The following is a 21,729-nucleotide window of genomic DNA, read 5'->3' on the forward strand; positions in this document are numbered from 1 at the left end:
CGGGTGGCCCGGCTGCCCGCGCTGGATAAGGGGTAGGTCATGGGGTGCAGGACTTATTGGAGCGGCGCGGCTTTCGGCGTGATGATGCTGGCGGCGGGCAGCGCGGCTCACGGCCAGGAATCCTCGTCCAACATCCATGGCGTCGTCACGCTGAACGGAGCGCCGGTGGCCAATGCGGGCGTCGCGGTGGTTCACACGCCGTCCGGGACCCGAGCCTTCACCTCCACCGAGGCCAGCGGCGTCTTCGACCTGCGCGGCCTGCGGGTCGGCGGGCCCTACACGATCACCGTCACCGGGGGCGGCCAGCCGCCCAAGACGCTGGAGAACGTCTTCCTGCGCGTGACCAAGACCGAGGAAGTGTCGATCGACCTCGCCGCGGAGGAGACGGTCGAGGCCGTGGTCGTCACGGCCTCGGGGACGCGAAACTCCGACCAGGGGCCCAAGACGGTCTTGGGGCGCGAGGCCATCGCCGCGGTGGCCAGCGTCGCTCGCGACCCGCGTGATCTGGCGCGGCGCGACATATTGGTGTCGCAGGACCTGTCGGGCGGCCGGGCGGGCGCCAACGCCGGCGGCATCTCGATCGCCGGCTCCAACCCGCGCTTCAACCGCATTTCGGTCGACGGGGTGTCGGCGCAGGACAGCTTTGGCCTGGCCCAGGGCGGCATGACCACGACCCGCGGGCCGGTGACCCTGGACGCCATCGAGCAGTTCAGCATCGCCGCCGTGCCGACCGACGTCGAGAATGGCGACTTCGTCGGCGGGGCGATGAACATCGTACTGCGTTCGGGCGCCAACCGGTTCCATGGCACGGCCTTCGTCAACTACCTCAACGACGGCATGGTCGGACGCCATCTCAGCAAGCAGCGCACGCCGTCGCAGATCAGCCAGAAGAACTACGGCGGCTTCCTGTCCGGGCCGATCATCAAGGACAAGCTGTTCTTCGCCGCCGCCTACGAGACCTATCGGACCAGCGAGGCGGTGTTGTTCGGCGCTCCAGGCTCGGGCGCGCCCAACATCTATTCCAACGGCCTGACCCAGGCGACCATCGACGCGGTCAAGTCGACCTTCGACACCAACTACGCCAGCGACTACGCGGTCGGGGACTCGCTGACGAGTTCGCCCGTCACCGACAAGAAGTACTCGGTGAAGCTGGACTGGAACATCAGCGACCGCCACCGCGCCTCTCTGACCTATCGCTACGCGCAATCCGCGTCGATGAACAAGCCCGACCTCAGCGCGACGACGGCGACCCTGACCTCGCACTGGTTCGAGCAGTCGAACGTCGACGAGGCCACCACGCTGGACATCCGCTCCAACTGGACCGACCGGTTCACCACGACCCTGAAGGCGACCTATCGCTCTTACGTCAACGGGCAGAACCCGCCGACGGGCCAGAACTTCTCCGATATCTCGGTGTGCGCCGCGCCGACATCGGACGCGGTCACCACCACCTGCCAGACGGGCTATTCGTCGGTGCGCTTCGGCGTCGACCAGTTTCGCCATGCCGGGGCGCTGGACCTGCAGGAGGCCCGCTTCCAGTTCCTCGGCGAGTATTCCTGGAACGGCAACCGCTTCAAGTTCGGGGCCCAGGCCCGCAAGGCCGACGTCTACGACCTGTTCGTGCCCAACCGTCGCGGCACCTACTATTTCGACTCCTTGGCCGACTTCGCGGCGGGCAAGGCCAGTAGCCTGACCTACGCCAACGCGGTAACGGGCGATCCCAACACCGCGGCCTTCAACTCGACCTACTGGACCAATTCGGTTTTCGCCCAGGACACCCTCGACATCACCGATGACCTGCGGGTTACCGCGGGGGTGCGGTTCGACTGGTACGACCAGCCCGACCGGCCGATCTACAACCCCAACTTCACGGCGCGGAACGGCTTCAGCAACCAGAAGACCATCGACGGCCTGCACATCCTGATGCCCCGCGTCTCGGCCGAGTGGACGCCGCGCGAGCGCCTGAAGATCAACGGCGGCTTCGGCCTTTTCGCGGGCGGCATCCCGGACGTGCTGACCGGCACGCCGTTCTACAACACCGGCTACGCCACGACCCAGGTCGTCATTCAGCGCAACGCCGCCGGCGCGTTCACCGAAACCACGGGCACGGGCGGCTTCACCCAGGCGATCGGCGCCGCGGCGCTGAACAACCTGACCGGCGACGCGACCTTCGGCTACCAGATCCCCTCCGTGGTCCAGCAGCTGCAGCAGGGGACCCTGCCCGGCGCCACGGCCATTCCGGCCCTGGGCGCGGTCATCGCCCTGTCGCCGACCTTCGAAATTCCGGGGCAGTGGAAGGGCTTCCTGTCGATCAACCTGGACCTGGGCAAGGGCTGGGCGCTGAGCGGCGACTACGTGCATAGCCAGGCCCATAACGACCTGACCTATTCCGACTACCGGGCCCAGCCGCTGGTGATCAACGGCGTCCAGCAATTCCTGCCGGACGGCCGCATCCGCTACGACGGCCTCTCCGCCGCCGTGCCGGGCAAGACCTCGACCAACCTCGGCGCCAACAACGATCTGGTCGCCACCAACACCGACAAGGGTTCGTCCTGGACCGGCGGCCTGACCGTCTCGAAGCGCTGGGACTGGGGCGTCGACATGGCCTTCGGGCTGGCGCGCCAGCGCATGAGCGACGTTAGTCCCGGCGCCTATTTCGGGACAACCTCCGCCTCGCTCTACAACACCGTGCCGGCCTATGGAGACCCGAACCACGACTACCTCGATCGTTCGGTCTACGAGATCCGCAACCGCGCGAAGTTCGAGCTGAGCTTCCACAAGGCGTTCTTCGGCGACAACGAGACCCGCGTCACCTTGTTCGCCGAGCGACAGGACGGTCGCCCGTTCGGCTTCACGATGCAGGATTCCGCGGCCGGGCGCGGCCCCGTGTTCGGCGTCACCAAGACGGCCCAGGCGCTGTATGTGCCCGACTTCGCGGCGGACACCAACACGTCGGATCTGAATGTCGGCCTGGTGACCTTCGCCACCGCCGCCGACCTGGCCCGGTTCCAGAAGTACGTGAACGCGTTCAATATCCCGACGGGGCTGGTGCGCAAGTACAGCAACACCAACGCGCCCATCAACCGCGTCGACCTGCAACTGAGCCAGACCCTGCCGACGCCGATCGAGGGGCACAAGGTCAAGCTGCAGTTCGACGTCCGCAACCTGCTCAACCTGATCAATCGCGACTGGGGTCTGGTCGGCGAGTACACCGACATCAACACCCTGGCCCGCGTGGACTGCGCCGACGCCAACGGCGCGGCGGTGGGGGCCAGCAGCGCGGTCTGCGCGCGCTACCGCTATTCCAGCGTGCCGACCAGCGTGACCAAGACGCGCAACACGGCCCTGTCGCTTTGGTACATGCAGGTCAGCCTCCGCTACGAGTTCTAAGTCCCCTCATGACTTGGAAAGGCCCCGGGACCCGTGCGAACCCACTCCGCGCAGGTCCCGGGGTTGTCTCCATGGGACGAACCCGGAAGATCTGGATCAAAGCAAAGCAAGCGAGGGCGGCATGAAGGACTTGACCCGGCGGGACCTGTGCGGCGGCGCCGCGGGATTGGCGACGGCTTCTGCGGCGGGCCTGGCGTCCGCCGCGCCCGCTCGTCGCCGGCCCAACATCGTCTTCGCCCTGGCCGACGACTGGAGCTGGCAGTCGGCCCGTCCGGTCGACATGCTGGGCCTGCGGATGCCCAACTACGCGCGCGTCGTCCGCGACGGCCTGAGCTTCGACAACGCCTTCGTCGCCGCGCCCACCTGCACCACCTCGCGCGGGTCGATCCTGACCGGCCGCGCGCCATGGCAACTGGAGGAGGGCGCCAACCTGGCCAGCATCCTGCCGGCCAAGTTCGCGGTCTATCCCGAGATGCTGGAGAGGGCCGGCTACCATGTCGGATTCGCGGGGAAGGGCTGGGCGCCGGGTCAGCTGAAGCCGGCGGGCCGCGCGCGCAATCCGGCTGGCGACGCCTATCCCGACTTCGCCGGCTTCCTGGCCAAACGCCCCGCGGACGCGCCGTTCTGTTTCTGGCTCGGCGACCGTGATCCGCACCGGCCCTATGTCAGGGGGCAGGGACAGCGCAACGGCGTCAGCTTCACCGGAACCCTGCCGCCTTACTTGGCCGACAGCCCGGCCACGCGCGAGGACGTCGCCGACTACATGTTCGCCGCCGAGCGCTTCGACCGCGATCTTGGCGTGGTGCTGGCCGCGCTGGAGGCGGCGGGCGAGCTGGACAATACGCTGGTGGTCGTCACGGGTGACAATGGCTGGCCGTTCCCGCGCGGCAAGGCCACGCTCTACGACGCCGGCGTCCACGTGCCGCTGGCCATGATGTGGCCTGGCCGGATCAAGGTCGGCGGCCGAACGCGGGCCCTGGTCACCCTGACCGACCTGGCTCCCACCTTCCTGGAGGTCGCCGGCCTGCCCCCGTCGCCGGTGATGACCGGCGCCAGCCTGCTGCCGGTGATGACGGGTGGGCGCTGGGCGCGCGACGCGGTGATCACGGCCATGGAGCGTCACATGGATGGGCGCACCCAGCCGGGGCAAGGCTATCCGATGCGGGCCCTGCGCACCGAGCACTACCTGTTCATCCGTAACTTCCATCCCGAGCGCTGGCCGGCGGGCGACCCGCCGCGACGCGCGGTCGACGCCGCCAAGCTGGAGACCAGTGTGTTCGCCGGCTTCGCCGACATTGACCAGGGGCCGGCCAAGGCCTGGCTGGCCACCCACCCGGACGACCCGGCCTATGGTCCCGCCGTCGGCAAGCGGCCAGCGCGCGAACTCTACGACGTGACGGCCGATCCGTTCGAGATGCACAACCTTGTGGGCGACCCGCGTTACGCCCGCGTGCTGGCGCGAATGAACCGTCGTCTGACGGCCGAACTGAAGCGACTGAAGGACCCGCGCGTCGGGCCCGACGGCGACGTCTTCGACCGCTACCCCAGCTACAGCGACCCCGGCTATGGCCGGCCGGCCGACTTCTGATCCCCAGTTCCGTATTGGCGTGGAGGGCGTGATGACCCGTTTGACGAGGCGATCGATGTGTAGCGCCCTGGGGGCGCTGGGCCTGACCGGCGCGACGGCCGGCGCGACCCCGATGAGCCGTCGGCCCAACATCCTGTTCGTCCTGGCCGACGACTGGGGCTGGACCTCGTCGAGAGCGATCGACGAACTGGGCATGACACTGCCCAACTTCGAGCGCGTGAAACGCGCCGGCCTGACCTTCACCAACGCCTTTTGCGCCGCGCCGACCTGCACGGCCTCGCGGGGCGCCATCCTGACGGGCCGCGCGCCCTGGCAGTTGGAGGAGGGGGCCAACCTGGCCAGCATCCTGCCGAAGAAGTTCGGGGTCTATCCCGACATGCTGGAGGCGGCGGGCTATGTCGTTGGCTTCGCCGACAAGGGCTGGGCGCCGGGGCAGCTGAAGCCGGTGGGACGCACGCGCAACCCGGCGGGCGACCGCTACGCCGATTTTCCCGCCTTCATGGACAAGCGCCAGGCCGGGACGCCGTTCTGCTTCTGGCTGGGGACGCACGATCCGCACCGGCCCTACGTCAAGGGACAGGGACGCGCCCACGGCGTCACCTTCGACGGCCCCATGCTGCCGTACCTGCCCGACGCGCCGGAAATCCGCGAGGACATCGCCGACTATATGTACGCCGTCGAGCGCTTCGACCACATCCTGGGCGTGGCGCTGGACCGATTGGAGGCCTCGGGCGAGGCCGACAACACCCTGGTCGTGGTGACCGGCGACAACGGACCTTCGTTCACGCACAGCAAGGCGACGCTGTACGACGCGGGCTCGCACGTGCCCATGGCGGTGTCCTGGCCGGGCAAGGTCAAGCCGGGAACCGTCACCGACGCCTTGGTCGTGCTGACCGACCTGGCCCCCACTTTTCTGCAGGTCGCGGGCCTGAGGCCGACGCCCGAGATGACCGGCAGGAGCCTGGTCCCGCTCCTGCGGGGCGGCCGGGGCGCGCGCGACGCGGTGGTCACGGCCATGGAACGGCACATGGACGGCCACACCGAGCCGGGCTCGGGCTATCCGATGCGGGCCCTACGCACCGACCGCTACCTCTTCATCCGCAACTTCCATCCCGAGCGATGGCCAGCCGGCGATCCGCCGCGCCAGACGCCTTCCGCCGACCGCCTGGAGAAGGACAACTACGCCGGATTCGCCGACATCGGGCCGGGACCGACCAAGGCGTTCCTGGTGCTGAACCAGGCCGATCCGAAGGTCGCGCCGTACTTCGCCCTGGCGACGCGCAAGCGGCCCCCGCGCGAGCTCTACGACATCAAGGCCGACCCCTATCAACTGCGTGATCTTTCGGGCGATCCGCGCTACGCCGCGCGCCTGAAGGCCCTGGACCAGAGGCTGGAAAAGGAATTGGTCGCCACCGCGGATCCGCGCGTCGGCAGGGATCCCGACGTGTTCGACCACTATCCCTCCTACAGCGATCCGGGCTTTGGTCGCCCGGAGGGATTCTAGGCGGCGCCGGCCACGCGCCGGCCGCCGACCCACACCTGGGCGATGTTGGCGCGGCTGGCGTTCAGCAGGATCTTGCCGGCGAGGTCTTCGGGCGAGACCTCGCCGAACAGGCGTATCGAACCGTTCGCGGCCTCGCAGTCGATGAGCAGGGCGTCGAACCAGCAGCCGGGCTCGAAGCGGCCGATCGGCAGGTCCAGCGCCCGGCCGCCGCCGGCGGTGGCCAGATGGAAGGCCGTGACGACGTCGATGCGCGAGGCAGGACATCCCCGCCGGTCGGCGGGCAGATCGGGGTCAACGCCGGTCTCCAGCATCCGCGAGGCGGCGATCGCCATGCGGGCGGTGTCGAACAGGGACGCAGCATGACCGCCCGAGATGTCGGTGCCCAGGCCGACGTGCAGGCCCTTCTCCAAGGCGCGGCGCAACGGGAAGACGGCGTTGGCGAAATAGGCGTTCGACAGCGGGCAGTGGGCCACGGCCGCGCCGCGCGCCCGCACGCGCTCCATGTCGTCGTCGGTCAGGAAATTGGCGTGGGCCAGCACCGTGCGGCGGCCCAGGAGCCCAAAGCCGTCCAGGCTGGCGGCGTCGGTCACGCCGTGCCGCGCCAGCACGTGACCGTGGGCCCAGTCGCTTTCGGAGCAGTGGGTCTGGACATGGCAGCCGGTCTCCCGCGCCAGACTCCCGAGGCCGCTCAGCGCCGCGTCGGTGCAGGACGGGATGAAGCGCGGAGTGATCACCGGCCAGACCAGGCCTTCCGTATTGTCCGGATGGCCGCGGACGTAGTCGATCAGGGCGCGCGCGCCGTCGACGGCGTCCTCGGCAGAGGCGTCGCGATAATAGTCGGGACAGGCGGCCGGATCGTCCATCGCCACCTTGCCGACCAGGGCCCGCTGGCCATGCGCCAGGCACAGGTCGACAAGCTTATGAGTGGCCTCCTGGTGGACGGTGGCGAAGTAGAGCGCGGTGGTCGTGCCCTGGGCCAGCAGGTCCGTCACGACCGCCGCATAGACCTCCGTCGCGAAGTCCAGGTCGGCGAACCGGCTCTCCAGTGGGAACGTGTATTTCTGCAGCCAGACCTCGAGGGGGACGTCCAGGGCTTGGCCCAGCTGGGCGTACTGCGGCGCGTGGACGTGCAGGTCGACCAGACCCGGGATCATCCAGGCGCGGCCGGTCAGCGTCACCAGGCGGTCGGCGGCCCGCGCGCTCGCCAGCAGGCTCTCATGGCCGGCATGGTCGGCGGGAAGCACGGCCTGGATAAGCCCGTCCTCGCCGATCGAGATCAGGGCGTCGGAGAGGCTTTCGAGCCAATCCGGCTCGGGGGCGTGCAGGAATGATCCGCGAACAACCTTGCCGCGAAGATCCGTTCTCGCAACTTCTTCCGTCGCCTGCGTCGTCATTGTCTTGCCCTCCCGGGCGTTCCCTGTAGGAAACGGCTATGCTGCTCGCCAAGACCGCCATTCCGCGCTCGATGAACCCCGATGACACCAAGGGCAGATTGATCGCGACCTGCGAGCGCCTGCTCGGCGAGCGCGGCTTCGGCGGGGTGGCCCTGCACGAGATCGCCCACCAGGCGGGGCAGAGCAACAAGTACGCCGTCCAGTACCATTTCGGCGATGTCGAGAACCTGATCAGCGCGGTCTTCGCGACGCGTGAGCGCTTCATCATCGAGCGCCGGCTGCAGCTGATTCAGGTGGCCGAGTCCAAGAACCTCATGGGCGACCCCGAGGCGCTGCTGGAGCTGATCTACCTGCCGATCGCCGAGCAGGTGGACGAGGACGGCCGCCACAGTTTCGCGCGGTTCTGGATGCAGTTCTTCGCCCGCCCGGACGCCAGCGGCCTTGCCGCCAATCCGTTCCCCGGCCGTCACCCGATGTACTATCGGATTCTCGACCTGCTGCAGGCGGCGGTGGGCGGTCCGCCGGGGCGCGTCGAGGCGGAACTGCGGATGCTGGGCTTCATCAACTTCGCGGCCCTGATCGACCGCGACAACGCCAAGATGGGCGGCAAGCGCGTGCCCGCCCTCGGCACGGTGGTGACGCGGACGGTCCGTCTGATGGCCGCGGCTCTCACAGGCGCGGCTTGAGGCGCTGGAGAGTTTCGGCGCCTCCGGCGTGATCAGGAAAGAGGCGTCGCGCATGGTAATCTTCGAGCTTCAATTAAGCCAATTTACTTAACTCCGCCGTTTTGGCAAGTTGCGCCGGCGCGATCGGGATCGCGCGCGCCACATCGCCCGAAGACGAACGGGCGAGGCGCTGCACGCCAGCTGGACAGGTGCATGCGGCTTATCATTGATACGGACACGGCAGGCGACGACTGCTTCTCGATCCTGCTGGCGGCGGCGCGACCCGACGTGACGCTGGAAGCGGTCACCATCTGCAATGGCAACATCGATTTCGACCAGCAGGTCGAGAACGCTCTGGTCACGCTGGAGGTCGCGGGTCTCGCGGGCCGCGTTCCCGTCCACCCTGGCTGCCCGCGTCCCCTCCTGCGCGAGCCGGTGGACGCGGCCTATGTCTTCGGCCAGGACGGCATGAGCGACGCCGGCTTTCCCAGGACCGCCCAACGTCCGGAGGTCAGCCACGCGGTGGACGCCATCATCGACCTGGTGATGAGCAATCCCGGCGAGATCACCTTGCTGGCCCAGGCCCCGCTGACCAACATCGCCCTGGCGGTGAGCAAGGAGCCGCGCATCGCCAAGGCCTTGAAGCACCTGTGGATCATGGGCGGCTGCGACAACGGCATCGGCAACGTCACGCCGGCCGCGGAATTCAATTTCTACGTCGATCCCGAGGCGGCCGCGATCGTGCTGAAGGCCGGCTTTTCGATCTCTCTGGTGACCTGGACCCTGTCCCTGACCGACAGCCTGCTCACCGAGGCCGAACTGAGCGACATCGCGGCGATCGGTAGCGAGCGCGCCGCGTTCTTCACCACCGTCAACGCCGCTTCGGTCGCCTTCAGCCAGGCGCGCTACGGGCATGGCGGCACCTTGCACCCGGACGCGCTGGCCTGCGCCTGCGCCGTGGTCGATGGCGTGGTGACCCGCACGGAGGCGTGCCTCGTGCAGGTCGAGACCGCGCCGGGCCTGACCCGCGGCTATTGCAGCGTGTCTTCCTCGATGCTGCCGGATCAGGAGGAGGCCGATCCCGCCCTGGGCAAGGCCCCGCCGCCCAACGTCCGGATCGTCAAGGCCGTCGACCGTGAGCGCTTCCGGCGGGCCTTGATCGAAGCGCTGCGCTAGCTGGCGGGGTCCAGGTCGACCTCGACCTTGTCGAGGACGCCCGGGTAAGTCGGCGCGACACCGTAGTCGACGACGGGCGAGCCGCTGTCCTCGCCGATGTCGAAGGTGTCCTCGAACGACACCTTGCCTCGGCTGGTGCGCGGGACGCGGGCCTGGCCGACCACCTTGTCGTCGACCGACAGGATTGCGGTCGCGCCCTGGCCGGGACCGCCGCCGTCATAGACCAGGCGCACGGCGATCTTGGCCGGCCCCGCGCCCAGGCGGGTCGGCGACTGGACCGTCGTGATCTGCTTCTGGAAGAAGTTGTAGGTGAAGGCCGGCTTGCCGTCCTTGACGTATAGCGAAAAGCCGCCGGACTCTCCGCCCATGCTGACCACGGGGCCATCGCCGTCCCGGGCCGGCGCGACGATCCGGGCGGTGATCGAGAAGCTCCGGTTCTCGACCGGCGGCCACATGCCGCTGTAGAGTCTCGTCTGGCCGTAATAGGTGCGATGCACGGCCTCCCGGGTGTCGGGCTGGCCGCGCCCCAGCACTCGAGGATCGATCGGCAGAACCTGGTTGCGCTTGGCTTCGGCGTCGAACAGGTCCTGCAGCGCCTTCAGCCTGGCCGGATTCGCCGCCGCCACGTCATGGGCCTGTGAATAGTCATGGTCGAGATCGTAGAGCTCCCAGGCCTGGGGCTTGAGCGTGTCGACCGAGCTGTAGACCCAGGGCGCGAGGCCCGTGCGCTGGGCGGCCAGCCAGCCGTCGTGATAGATCGCCCGATTGCCGAGCATCTCGTAATATTGGGTCGTGCGTCGGCTGGACGCGGCGCCGCTATCGATGGTCGCCAGCAGGCTGGCGCCGTCGAAGGGCGCCTGGTCGACGCCGTTGACACGCCTCGGCTGAGGAACGCCGGCCGCCTCCAGCAGGGTGGGGGCGATGTCGATGACGTGCTCGTACTGCCAGCGCGTGGCGCCGGGATCCTTGACCCGGCTGGGCCAGGAGATGACCAGCGGGTCGCGGGTGGCGCCCAGGTGCGAGCCGATGCGCTTGCTCCACTGGAACGGCGTGTTGCCCGCCCAGGCCCATCCGGCGCCGTACATCGGCGTGGTCGAGGCTCCGCCCAGCGTCGGCAGGGCGCGCAGGCGCTCGGCGGTCGTGTCGGTCACCCCATTGATCTGCGCCATGGAGTTGATCGCGCCTTCCGGGCCGCCTTCCTGGCTGGCGCCGTTGTCGCCCGCGATGAAGACGATCAGCGTGTTGTCCAACTGGCCGGTCTGGCGGATGGCGTCGATCACGCGGCCGATCTCGTGGTCCGTCTGGGCCATGAAACCCGCATAGACCTCCATCATCCGGGCCTGGACCTTCCGCTCGTCCGGCGACAGCGAGTCCCAGGCCGGCAGTTCGGGCGGGCGCGGCGTCAGCGTGGCGTCGGCGGGCACGACGCCCAGCGCCTTCTGCCGGGCGAAGACCTGCTCGCGGTACTTGTCCCAGCCCATGTCGAACCGGCCCTTGAACTTGTCGATCCAGGCCTTGGGCGCCTGCAGGGGAGCATGGGTTCCGCCGGGGGCGTAGTAGATGAAGAACGGCTTGTCCGGATTGACCGACTTCTGGCTGCGCAGCCAGGCGATCGTATGGTCGGCCATCGCCTCGTTCAGGGTGTAGTCGCCCGCGCGGCCCTTGGGCGGGTCGAGGCGGCCGGGCTTGACCCCCTCATTGATCTGCGGCGCCCACTGGTCGGTCTCGGCCTGGATGAAGCCGTAGAAGTAGTCGAAGCCCTGACCGCTGGGCCAGCGGTCGTAGGGCCCGGACGGGGTCATTTCGGAGACGGGCGTCAGGTGCCACTTGCCGATGGCGGCGGTGGCGTATCCGTTGGCGCGGAGGATCTCGGAGACAAAGGCCGAGCTCTTGGGCAGGACGCCCGTGTAGCCGGGGTAGCTGCTGGCCCAGTTGGTGATCGTACCCATGCCGATGGCGTGGTGGTTGCGACCGGTCAGCAGCGAGGCGCGGGTCGGCGAGCACATCGGCGTCACGTGGAAACGCGTGTAGCGCAGGCCGTTGGCGGCCAGGGCGTCGAGGGTCGGGGTCGTGATCGCCGCGCCGAACGCCGAGGTCTGGGCGTAGCCGGCGTCATCCAGCAGGACGAGAAGGATGTTGGGCGCGCCCGCCGGGGCGGCGGGGGCCGAGGGCGGCGGCGTCTCGGCCCGGGAGTCGCGATAGGTCGCCCCGATCGAACCTTGAAAGCCGGGCAGGGGGATGGGCAGGACCGAGCGGTCGATCGATGGCGAGGCAGCCTGGGAGGACGCGGCTTGGGCCGAGGCCACGACAGGGCCCGCCAAGCCGGTCGCCAGAGCGGCCAGGGACACGAAAGCTGCTAATCGGGACCGCATGTCTTGCTCGCCGAAACATCTGAACCATCGCGCGGAAGCGCAACCGCCAGAAGACAGGCTTGGCAAAATCTAAGTCAAGATACTTATTTCTGTCGCGCTCAAAGCACGCTCAGGCGCTGCCTAAACGGCCAATCTGCGGACACAGCGGAAGCCGATGTGGCTGGTCGAGGTGTCGACCGCTTCGGGGTGTCGGGCGGCGGGCCGGTAGCGCTGGCAGTAGTTGGGCGCGCAGAGGTGCGAGCCGCCCTTGATGACCTTGCGGGGGATGCGGGCCGGATCGCCGGGCTCGTAGCTGTGGTCCTTCAGCGCCCCGCGGGGATTGCTGGGCACGCAACAAGCGCTCTTCTTGGCCGCCGCGCCGCGCGGGGCGTACCAGTCGCGGGTCCATTCCCAGACGTTGCCGATCATGTCGTACAACCCGTGACCATTGGCCGGGAAGCTGCGGACCGGCGAGGTGCGCTCCCAGCCGTCCAGCAGGTCATTGGCGACCGGAAACTCGCCCTGCCAGTAGTTGGCCAGCATGGCCCCGTCGGGCGCCAGTTCGTCGCCCCAGGCGTAGTCGGCGTCGACGAGGCCGCCGCGCGCGGCGTGTTCCCATTCGGCCTCCGTCGGCAGCGACTTGCCCGCCCAGCGCGCATAGGCCTCGGCGTCGGCATAGGCGACATGGACCACGGGATGGTCATCCAGGCCGTCCAGCGAGCTTTCCGGACCGTAGGGGCGGGCCCAGTTCGCGCCGGGCGTCCAGAGCCACCATTGCGAGACGTCGTTCCAGTTGGCCAGGCGCTCCGGCTTCTGGAAAACCAGCGAGCCCGCCACGGCCATCGCCGGATCCATGCCGGGATAATCCTTCGGATCCGGCGGGATCTCGGCCACCGTCACATGGCCCGTGGCCTGGACGAAGCGACGGAACGCGGCGTTGGTCACTGGCGTCTCGTCGATAAGAAAGGCGTCGACGCGGACGTCGAGCGACGGCGCTTCCTCCGGATAGAAGCGGTCCGATCCCATCCGGAAGACGCCGGCGGGAATCAACTTCATGTCCGTCGGCTCCGGGCGAGGCGCGCGGGAGGATTTCAAGGCCATTCTCGGAACGCCACCATGGAAGAAGCCGCCAAGGCTAGCGCCGCCGCCGCAAACATCAATCGACGGTCTTCGGCGTGGAGGCGCATTGTCTCGGCGGCGAACAGGACCGACGACCCGGTTCGCCCAAACGCGGCGTCAGCGAACGTCCGAGCGACGCCTCGCCGGCGTTTCCGGCTCGTCGATGTCCAGTGACTTGATGTAGGCCGTCAGGGCGGCGATCTCGGTCGCCGAGAGCGGCTTGCGGGGCATGCGGTAGTGGCCGACGGCGGAGATCGTCTCCAGCTCCCAGTCCAGACGCGTGTCCTTGTATCGGCGCGCGACCTCCTTGAAGGTCGGCGGAGCGCCCGTTGCCGATGCGCCTTCGAGTTGATGGCAGGTCAGGCACTTGTTGCTCGCCAGGACGCGGCCTGTATCGACGGCGCGCCCGCGCGCGGCCTCGGCGGGAGAGACCCGGTCCAGGGCCGCGCAGCCCGCGAGGGTGGCCAGCGCCAGGGCGCCGAAAAGCGTTCGATAGTTTCGCATGAGGCCTCCCGCGCCGCTTCACGGCCTTGGCGCGGTCATCATCGCCCGCCTGACCATCCGAGATTTGATATCGAGCAACTCGCCTACGGGAAACTGCGGATGTCGTCCTGGCTGGCGCGGCGCCACAACGGCTCCAACCCAAAAAGGACCGCTGGCGGCCCGCTCCCTTAGCTTGGCAGGAGAACGGCAGTGAAGAACATTCTTTTGCTCGTGCACGGCGACAAGGGCCTGGAGGCCCGGCTGCAGGTGGCGCTGGATCTCGCTCGGGCGCTCAATGGCCACATTCAGTGCGCCGACGTCACGCCCCTGACGCTCTATCCCGCCGATCCGATGGCATGGTCGACCGGCATGGCGCTGGACGAAGACCGAAAGCTCGAGGTGGAGCTCCGCCAGCGCCTCGAGCCGCGCCTGGCCGCCGAGGGGGTTTCCTGGAACTGGACCGAGAGCGTCGGCGACATCGGCGTCTGCCTGACCAATCAGTCGCTGCTGTCCGATCTCATCGTGGTCAACTGCCGGCGCGACGCCTTCCTCGCGGATCATCGTCGGGGCCTTGTCGGCGATCTCGCCGTCCATGCGCGGCGCCCGATCATGGCCGCGCCCGAGACGGCGCCCGGGATCAAGCTGAGCGGCGCGGCGATCGTGGCCTGGGACGGATCGGCGCCCGCCTCGGCCGCGCTGCGCTCGGCGATCCCGTTGCTGACCCAGGCCTCGGAAGTCCATCTGGTGACGGTCGGAGAACTGGACAACGGGCCTTCGGCCGAGGACGCAGCCGTCTACCTGTCGCGGCATGGCGTGCGGCCCCAGGTTCACGCGATCGCGCGGGGCAAGGCCTCGCCGGACCGGGTGCTGCTGGACCTCGCCGACAATCTCCGCGCCGGCTATTGCGTGATGGGCGCGTACGGAAAGGGGCGCCTCTCCGAAGCGCTGTTCGGCGGCGTGACGCGTCGCATGATCGAGGCGGCCGCCCTGCCGCTGCTTCTGGATCACTAAGGCGAAGGTTTGGCGCGTGGCGGGCGCCGGCCAATCGCGCTTTCGGCCGCCCCGGATGGAGCGGCCTTGTATCGTCAGGATTCCCGCCGAGCCCTTGGGTGGGGGACGCGGGCGGTGTTGGCGACCGCGGAAAGCAACTCGCCGGCGTTGATCGGCTTGCCGACGAAGCCGTCCATTCCCGCCGCCAGGCACTCGGCGATCTCCTCGCTTGAGGCGTTGGCCGTCACCGCGACGATCGGCGTCGCGGCCGCCTCTCCGCCGAGCGCCCTGATCTGTCGCGTGGCTTCCAGTCCGTCGAGCTGGGGCATGTGAACGTCCATCAGGATAAGGTCGAACCGACCAGACGCGGCGGCCGCCACAGTCGACAGGCCGTCCTCGGCGAACTCGTAGCGGAGACCCGCTTCGTCCAGCAGGATCGCGATCACGCGACGATTGAGCGGATGATCCTCGGCCACCAGGATCAGGGGGTCGAAGTCGATGGGGCCGGGCGAAGCGGACGGCGCGGGCGTCTGGCCCGCCGGGCTGACCCGTGGAAAGGTCACATCGACCGTGAAGGTCGAGCCCGCCTGCTGTCCGGGCTCGGCTCGGATGTCGCCGCCCATCATGGCGACCAGCTCCTTGCAGATCGCCAGCCCCAGTCCGGCCCCGCCGTGACGACGTGTCGTCGTGGCGTCGCCCTGCACGAAGGGCTCGAACAGGCGTTGAAGCTCGCACGGCGCGATGCCGGGGCCGCTGTCGGAAACGGAGAATGTCACGCGATCCGAGTTCCGGTCTCCGGAGGCGCGCAGGCTGACGGCGCCGCGCTCGGTGAACTTGATCGCGTTGCTCAGGAGGTTCGAGAGAACCTGCCGCAGTCTATGGCCGTCCGCGAGAACGGCTTCAGGCAGCTCCACGCACTCGATGTGCAGCTTCAGATCCTTGGCCTCGGCCGCGAAGCGCCAGATCTCGCCGACGGTCAGCACCAGTTGATGGAGATCGATCGGCGTCGGGTCCAGCGAGAGAGCGCCGGACTCGACGCGCGCAAGGTCCAGCACCTCGTTGAGGATCGATAGGAGGGCGTCTCCGGACGACTTGATGAGCTTGGCCATCTCGAGTTCGGCGGGCGGCAGCGGACGCTTGGCCAGGGCATCGGCGACGGCCAGGACCCCATTGAGCGGGGTTCGCAGTTCGTGGCTCATGATCGCCATGAAGCGAGACTTGGCCTGGCTGGCTTGCTCGGCCTGCTGCCTGGCGGCCTGAGCCTCTCGCGTCCGTTCCTGGAGGTCGCGCTTTCGCTCGGTCAGGTCTTGGCCCAGGGTTCGCAGCTCCTGGACCTGTTGGCGCAGGCGCTGGTTGGCCAGCGTCAGGGCGGCGTCGACCCGGAGACGCTCGTCGATGTCTCGACAGACGCCGATGAACTTCTGGGCGCCGCCGATGGTCGCTTCTCCGACCGACAGCTCGATGGAGACGCGGCCGCCATCGCGTCTCGTCAGGCTGAGGGGCCTGGGACCGACGTTCAGAATGCCGCTGCTGCCCGTCTCCATATAGCGCGCGACGCGGACCTGATGCGTGTGGGCGTCGTTCGCGCTCATCAGCACCGTCAGGGGCTGGCCGACGAGCGAGCCCGGCGGCCAGCCGCCAAGGGCGTGAGCGGCGGGATTGGCGTTCTCGATGAGGCCGTTCACGTCGATCACGAAGATCGCGTCGGCGGCGTTGTCCAGGATCGCGTTCAGACGTTCCTCGGCGGCGGAGTGGGCTTGTCGCGGAAAGAGGACGATCTGGATGGCGGCATCCTCGTCTTCGGCCTGCCGCCAGGACAGGGCCGACCAGCCCAATCCGGTCAATGTCTCGTCGTCGGCCGGTCCCGCGGGCGCGCGAACCAGTCTGCGCAAGAGCGCCCGCGCGGTCCGCTCTGGCGCGGTCAGTCGCCGGCTGACCAGAGCCATCGCTTCGGTGGCGTTCAGGATTTCACGGTCGCCCACTATACAGCGAACCAGCGTTCCTGTGCTTCTAAACTGTAAGACGATCGGCGCGAAAGCGCCCGATAGGGTGGCGTCTTCGGAGGTATAGTTAGCGCTATCTACGGGGCAATTTCGAGCGGGTCTTGTCGCCATAACTTCCTCGAATCGTCTCTCGACACGAGCGTGACACGGTGACGTCTGGCGTTGCTCATCCCTATGGCTAGGCGCCGTACCGTAAGTTGCGGCGGATCAATTCCTTGCGGTCCAATTTCATCAAAATACTAGCCAGAGGGCTAGGTGACGCGCCGGGATAGATTCCCTATTTGCGGTATGGGTATTTGGCGGCGCCACTAAGTTTATCGACGTAGGTCAGCAATGAGGGTGGCGATTCTAGGCTCCGACATGGAGCGCGCGGCGATGCTGCGGAACATGGTCGCAGAAGCGATCGGAGGCGAGATTGCCGTCGGCGTCCACACCGCCCAACTTCCCGCCGATGTGACATTCGACCTGCTTATCCTCGACGTGCCGGTCACGGCGGACCCGATCGATAGCTTCGCGCAGGTCGTCAGCTTGCGGGCGCGACATCGCGTCCTGTTCGCCCCTCGATGCGACCTGGACCTCGCCAAGCTCGCCTATGCCCAGCGTTTCCAAGGCTTCATTGGAGAGCACATCACCCGCGAGATGCAGCATGCGATATTGCGGTTCATCGTCGCGGGCGGCGAGTATTTCCCTTGGGTCGACAAGGGCAAGTTAGGGCAGCGGCCGTCGGTGGAGCGGCTGTCCAAGCGGCAACGCGAGGTGCTTGGTCATCTGCTGAACGGCAAGACCAACAAGCAGATCGCCGACGCGCTCAGGATCTCCCTGGCGACCGTGAAGCTGCATGTTCAGGCCATCCTCAGCGAGGCGGGCGCCCGCAACCGCACCGAGGCCGTCGTGCGGTTCGGCGGGCTTGGGCGAGCCGACCTCGGGAAGGACGTCTAGTCCTTTGTTTTAACGCATTTTCTGGCGACGAACCGGCGTTCGCTTCGTCGGAAAATGCTCTAGATGGGCTCGCTGATCGGCTGGAAGCTGGCCGGGTCCAGCCCCTCGTCGACGCCCTTCACATAGAGGCCTTCGGCGTGGTGATGGTAGTCCTCGACCTCGTAGACCTGGCCCGAATAGACGCCCAGGTGCGGCAGGCTCACCCCGGTGCGTAGCAGCATGTCGCCCTGGCGGAAGATGCGTTCGCTCATCGTGGCTCCCTCTCGTGACGACGGAACGTGCGGCGCCGGAGGCGGCGGCGCCAAGACACGAGTTCGTCAGCTTCCGAAACGGAACGTCTAGGCGGGGCCGAGGCGCTCGCGGAGCTGCTGGTTTTCCGCTTCCAGCGCGGCCAGCCGGTCGCGCAGGGGCGCGACCGCGCGGGCGATCTCGGCCTCGGTGAAGCGCGGGACGATGTGCTGTGGGCAGTTCCAGTCGAAGGCGGCCAGCCGCAGGCGGAAGATCCGTTCGGGCCGGGCGCGGTAGCCGGGGACGCTGACCCGCGCCAGCAGGTCGGGCTCGGCGTCCAGCGCCAAGCGCTCGGCGTGGGCCAGAATCTTCAGGCGGGCGCGGCGGGGATAATCGACCAGGATCAGGGCCAAGCGGTCATTGGCGTCGAGGTTGCCGGTGCTGATGTACTGGCGATTGCCCGCGTAGTCGGCGAAGGCCAGGGTCGTTTCGTCGAGCACCTTGAGAAAGCCGGGCGGGCCGCCGCGGTGCTGGACATAGGGCCAGCCGGTCTCCGAGACGCTGGCCATGTAGAAGCTGTCGCGCTCGGCGATGAAGGCGACCTCGTTGGGCGTAAAGGCCTCGGAGACTCGATCGACCGCGCCGGGCGCCCACAACTGGTCGACGCCCATCTCGGCCTCGGCCGCGCGCACGCTGGGCGAGCTGGCCAGATCCAGGAAGCTGTAACGGCTCACGGCGCGATCTCCCGGCGTCGCGCCCAGCCTGAAACGGGGAGGGAGCGCGACACCGGGCAGGATCCTATTCGGTCAGGCTGGCGTCGAGGGTGATCTCGGCCTTGAGCAATTTGGAGACCGGGCAGCCGGCCTTGGCCTTGGCGGCCAGTTCCTCGAACTGGGCCTGATTGGCGCCGGGGATGCTGGCCTTCAGGGTCAGGTGCGAGGCGGTGATGGCGTAGCCGCCCTCGACCTGTTCCAGGGTGACCTTGCAGGAGGTGTCCATGCGGTCGGCCTTAAGGCCCGCCTCGCCCAGGATCAGCGACAGGGCCATGGTGAAGCAGGCCGAGTGGGCGGCGGCGATCAGTTCTTCGGGATTGGAGCCGGGCTGGCCCTCGAAACGGCTGGCGAAGCCGTAGGGATAGTCCTGCAGGGCGCCGCTCTCAGTCGAGATCGAGCCCTTGCCGTCCTTGATGCCGCCGCTCCAGGCGGCCGAGCCGCTTCTGACGATCTTCATGTCGGTGTCTCCAGTGGGGTGTTGGACGAGGTCAGGGGGTGTCGAAAGCGTTGCACCACGGCGCGGCCGCGGCGGCTTGAAGGAAACCGCTTTTCTTGCGCTCAGGCGCTGGCGCAGGGCTCGGTCTCGCCGGTCGCCAGGTCGACGCGGAAGCACTGCTCGCGCCCGGTGTCCTCGTCGCGCACGAGGATCGCCAGCTCGTCGCTGTCGACGTCGTGGGCGAAGTCCTCGACATAGGCGACCGCCGCCGCTTCGGGGCTGGTCTCGTCGATCGAGCGGGCTTGGTGGCCATGCAGATGCAGGGCGCGGGCGGTGAAGGTCATGATGGTCTCCTCGGGCAGGAGAAACGCGCCGGGGCCGCTTTCGGATTCATGAGATGCGAAAACGGCGGCGAGCCCGAAGCCCGAAGCCCGCCGCCCGCCCCCCGCCGTGGGGCGTGACGGGAGGTGCTGACCTCAGATCAGATTGTATTCCGGCTTGGCGTAGATCCCGATCAGGTCGACGCCATAGACATTGTGCGTCACCTGGTCGGCGAAGAAGGCGTCGGCCGACTTGGCGTAGACGCCGACGTGCTCGGTCTCGGCCGCGGCCAGCAGCCAGCCGACCATGGCGGCCTTGGTCCCCTGACCGTTGGCGCCGTCCTGACCGTAGTAGGCCATGTAGCTGGCGCGGGTCATGGTCCAGCCGCCGACCACGACGGTGGTGTCCAGCAGGTCATGGACCTTTTGGTCGGTGGGCGCCGCGCCGAAGATGGTCGCATAGGCTTTCTTGGTGGCGTCGAAGAGGGTCAGGGACCCGTAGGTGGCCGTGAAGGTCGCGGCGCCTTCGCCGTTCTTGCCCAGATTGACAGCGAAGTTGATGAAGCGGTTCACCGTGTCGAACGACTGGTAGTAGGCGCTGTTCAGGGTGTTGGGGTTCGCGCCGTTTGGGTCGACGAGATAGTCCATGCCCGCGGCGGTCGGGGTCTTGCCCGTGAAGAACTGGTAGGAGAGGGCGGCGACCGCGCTGGTGTTCACCGTCGCCTTGACGACCAGGCCGATGGCGTCCGTGTAGCTCGTCCCGGAGGCCATGGCGCCGGCGATCGACTTGGTCATGGCCTCTGCGCCGGTGCTGAAGGTCTGCAGGCGCAGGACGCTGGCCATGGCGGAGGCCACCCGGCTGTCGACCAGGGCGACCGCGCGGTCCGAGAACTGCAGGTTCTCGATATTGATGGCGGTGTCCGAGCCGTCGGTTCCGGCGTTGTCCTTGATCTGCCAGCCGCCATTGGCCAGGGCGCTGACGGCGTAGGACGCGAACTTCCCGGCATAGGCGGCGGTGTCCAGGCCCGCGCCGCCGTCCAGGACGTCATTGCCCGAGCCGCCGGTGATGCGGTTGGCCACCGCGTTGCCGGCGATGGTGTCGGCCGCGGCGCCGCCGATGGCGTTCTCGATGGCCGCGCCGATGGCGATGGTGACGTTGCCGGTCAGGCCGCCCACGCTGGAGAAGAAGCCTTCACGCAGGTCGATCGTCTGGGCGACCTTGTAGCCGGAGAAGTCGAAGGTGTCGGTCCCGCCGGCGTCCCACGCGGCGAAGACCAGCTTGGTCGACGACGAGGTCGCCGAGAACCAGTCGCGCTCGGCGTTGGAGTTGAAACCGTAGACCGTGTCGCCGGTGCGGGTAGTCCTGTTGGCGCCGTAGGCCAGCTGGGCCGCGGCGATGTCGTCCAGCAAGGGCGAGGCGGCGTAGGCGCCGCCGAACGCGCCGCCGGTGTTGGATTCGCTGAAGTAGGACATCACCGTGTACTGACGGCTATCCTCGTAATAGTCGGCGTCGGCGCTGTAGGTGATCGCGGTGGCCGCGCCGTCGGCGTTGTAGTCCGACGGGTGGGCCAAGCCGATGGCGTGTCCGATCTCGTGGACCAGCACCATGCCGCCGTAGTTCGAGCCGTTCGGGTTGCTGTTGTAGCCGAGGCTGGAATTGATCCAGACGTCGCCCGAGCGACTGCTGGGCTGGGCGTTGCCCGGATAGTAGGCGAAGGCGGCCGAGCCGGACTCGCCGCTGCCATAGTCGCCGAACAGGATGGCGGCGTCGTCGCTGTAGGCGGTCGCGCCCGTGGTTCCGGCGCCGACGCGCACGAACTTGATGTCGGCCACGTCCGACCAGGCCTGTAGGGCCTTCTCGGTCTGGATGATCTGGGCGGCGTTGAACTGCGAGAAGCCCGAGGTGTCGCTGGGCATGGTGGTCGGCGCGGTGGCGCGGAAGGCATAGGTCACGCTCGCGCCGACGTGCAGGGCCGGACCCCAACCCGGTTCGCCGCGCAGCAGCTGGGAGGCCGCCGCGGCCACCGTCAGGCTTTTCTTGCCCGCCACGACGCCGTCGCGAGCGTCGGCGTTGACGAAGGCGTTCGGGGACTGATCGCCCGTAATCATCACGGGTTCCTGGCCGGCCTCGGGAAACGTTTCAATGCTCACGGACATACTCCACTCGCCCCACGCCGGAAGTATGTAGAGAGGGCATTTCTCCTGCAATCTCCGCTACTTGCGACATGTGCGCGCACTTCTCTGGCCAAGCTAAGCTTTGCCGGGGCGCCGGCGCGTCCGCGACGTTTTTCGCAATTGACCGCGTTTTGTGGCCTTTTCGCCACACCCAAAACCGTGAAGTGCGCGTTTGTCGTGCTGAGGTCCCGGGGA

The 21,729-nt window shown here is 68.0% G+C and carries 17 protein-coding genes; 7 read left to right on the forward strand and 10 right to left on the reverse strand.

Annotated features, from left to right (window positions below; genetic code table 11):
- Window positions 1-39: 39 nt before the first annotated feature.
- The 3 genes from EIK80_RS02810 to EIK80_RS02820 all read left to right on the forward strand — a co-directional run bounded on the left by EIK80_RS02810 (window position 40) and on the right by EIK80_RS02820 (window position 6,482).
- Window positions 40-3,390 (forward strand): carboxypeptidase regulatory-like domain-containing protein, encoded by a 3,351-nt coding sequence (locus EIK80_RS02810; RefSeq protein ID WP_125155431.1) that lies wholly within the window; start codon window positions 40-42, stop codon window positions 3,388-3,390.
- Between the two features lie 121 nt (window positions 3,391-3,511).
- Window positions 3,512-4,978 (forward strand): sulfatase, encoded by a 1,467-nt coding sequence (locus EIK80_RS02815; RefSeq protein ID WP_125155432.1) that lies wholly within the window; start codon window positions 3,512-3,514, stop codon window positions 4,976-4,978.
- A 55-nt stretch (window positions 4,979-5,033) separates the two neighbouring features.
- The gene (locus EIK80_RS02820; RefSeq protein WP_158624632.1) at window positions 5,034-6,482 is read left to right on the forward strand and encodes a sulfatase; all 1,449 of its coding nucleotides are present in this window, start codon (window positions 5,034-5,036) and stop codon (window positions 6,480-6,482) included.
- Here the strand turns inward: EIK80_RS02820 and guaD are convergent.
- A complete protein-coding gene (gene guaD, locus EIK80_RS02825) occupies window positions 6,479-7,876 on the reverse strand; it encodes a guanine deaminase (protein ID WP_125155434.1) in 1,398 nt (465 codons plus the stop codon). The two genes, EIK80_RS02820 and guaD, sit on opposite strands and share 4 nt — an antisense overlap.
- 38 nt (window positions 7,877-7,914) lie before the next feature.
- Here guaD and EIK80_RS02830 point away from each other — a divergent pair, with 38 nt between their 5' ends.
- Window positions 7,915-8,562 (forward strand): TetR/AcrR family transcriptional regulator, encoded by a 648-nt coding sequence (locus EIK80_RS02830; protein WP_125155435.1) that lies wholly within the window; start codon window positions 7,915-7,917, stop codon window positions 8,560-8,562.
- Between the two features lie 192 nt (window positions 8,563-8,754).
- Window positions 8,755-9,717, forward strand: a complete 963-nt coding sequence (locus EIK80_RS02835) for a nucleoside hydrolase (RefSeq protein ID WP_125155436.1) — start codon at window positions 8,755-8,757, stop codon at window positions 9,715-9,717.
- On the opposite strand, the gene EIK80_RS02840 is transcribed toward EIK80_RS02835, so the two are convergent.
- The 3 genes from EIK80_RS02840 to EIK80_RS02850 all read right to left on the reverse strand — a co-directional run bounded on the left by EIK80_RS02840 (window position 9,714) and on the right by EIK80_RS02850 (window position 13,691).
- A complete protein-coding gene (locus EIK80_RS02840; protein WP_199743352.1) occupies window positions 9,714-12,065 on the reverse strand; it encodes an arylsulfatase in 2,352 nt (783 codons plus the stop codon). The two genes, EIK80_RS02835 and EIK80_RS02840, sit on opposite strands and share 4 nt — an antisense overlap.
- Before the next feature lie 144 nt (window positions 12,066-12,209).
- Window positions 12,210-13,124, reverse strand: a complete 915-nt coding sequence (locus tag EIK80_RS02845) for a formylglycine-generating enzyme family protein (protein ID WP_125155438.1) — start codon at window positions 13,122-13,124, stop codon at window positions 12,210-12,212.
- A 180-nt stretch (window positions 13,125-13,304) separates the two neighbouring features.
- Window positions 13,305-13,691 carry a cytochrome c gene (locus EIK80_RS02850; RefSeq protein ID WP_125155439.1) on the reverse strand — a complete coding sequence of 129 codons (387 nt, stop codon included), beginning with the start codon at window positions 13,689-13,691 and terminating at the stop codon, window positions 13,305-13,307.
- A gap of 189 nt (window positions 13,692-13,880) precedes the next feature.
- Between EIK80_RS02850 and EIK80_RS02855 the strand changes: the two genes are divergently transcribed.
- On the forward strand, window positions 13,881-14,681 hold the full coding sequence (locus EIK80_RS02855) for a universal stress protein (protein WP_125155440.1): 801 nt from the start codon (window positions 13,881-13,883) through the stop codon (window positions 14,679-14,681).
- 74 nt (window positions 14,682-14,755) lie between these two features.
- Here the strand turns inward: EIK80_RS02855 and EIK80_RS02860 are convergent, their stop codons facing one another.
- A complete protein-coding gene (locus EIK80_RS02860; RefSeq protein ID WP_158624633.1) occupies window positions 14,756-16,642 on the reverse strand; it encodes an ATP-binding protein in 1,887 nt (628 codons plus the stop codon).
- Between the two features lie 396 nt (window positions 16,643-17,038).
- Between EIK80_RS02860 and EIK80_RS02865 the strand changes: the two genes are divergently transcribed.
- Window positions 17,039-17,602 carry a response regulator transcription factor gene (locus EIK80_RS02865; protein ID WP_158624634.1) on the forward strand — a complete coding sequence of 188 codons (564 nt, stop codon included), beginning with the start codon at window positions 17,039-17,041 and terminating at the stop codon, window positions 17,600-17,602.
- 59 nt (window positions 17,603-17,661) lie between these two features.
- Here EIK80_RS02865 and EIK80_RS02870 read toward each other — a convergent pair whose 3' ends face one another.
- From EIK80_RS02870 to EIK80_RS02890, 5 genes are all read right to left on the reverse strand, one after another.
- Window positions 17,662-17,853 carry a hypothetical protein gene (locus EIK80_RS02870; RefSeq protein WP_125155443.1) on the reverse strand — a complete coding sequence of 64 codons (192 nt, stop codon included), beginning with the start codon at window positions 17,851-17,853 and terminating at the stop codon, window positions 17,662-17,664.
- A gap of 87 nt (window positions 17,854-17,940) precedes the next feature.
- Entirely contained in the window at window positions 17,941-18,564 is a 624-nt protein-coding gene (locus EIK80_RS02875; RefSeq protein ID WP_199743354.1) for a pyridoxamine 5'-phosphate oxidase family protein, read from the reverse strand.
- Between the two features lie 64 nt (window positions 18,565-18,628).
- On the reverse strand, window positions 18,629-19,060 hold the full coding sequence (locus EIK80_RS02880) for an OsmC family protein (protein WP_125155444.1): 432 nt from the start codon (window positions 19,058-19,060) through the stop codon (window positions 18,629-18,631).
- A gap of 101 nt (window positions 19,061-19,161) precedes the next feature.
- Window positions 19,162-19,383: a DUF5961 family protein gene (locus EIK80_RS02885; protein ID WP_125155445.1), complete on the reverse strand. Its 222-nt coding sequence runs from the start codon at window positions 19,381-19,383 to the stop codon at window positions 19,162-19,164.
- A 132-nt stretch (window positions 19,384-19,515) separates the two neighbouring features.
- On the reverse strand, window positions 19,516-21,510 hold the full coding sequence (locus EIK80_RS02890) for a M10 family metallopeptidase (RefSeq protein ID WP_305038161.1): 1,995 nt from the start codon (window positions 21,508-21,510) through the stop codon (window positions 19,516-19,518).
- Between the last annotated feature and the right edge of the window lie 219 nt (window positions 21,511-21,729).

This window comes from Caulobacter sp. 602-1 (assembly GCF_003931565.1).
Classification (GTDB): Bacteria; Pseudomonadota; Alphaproteobacteria; order Caulobacterales; family Caulobacteraceae; genus Caulobacter.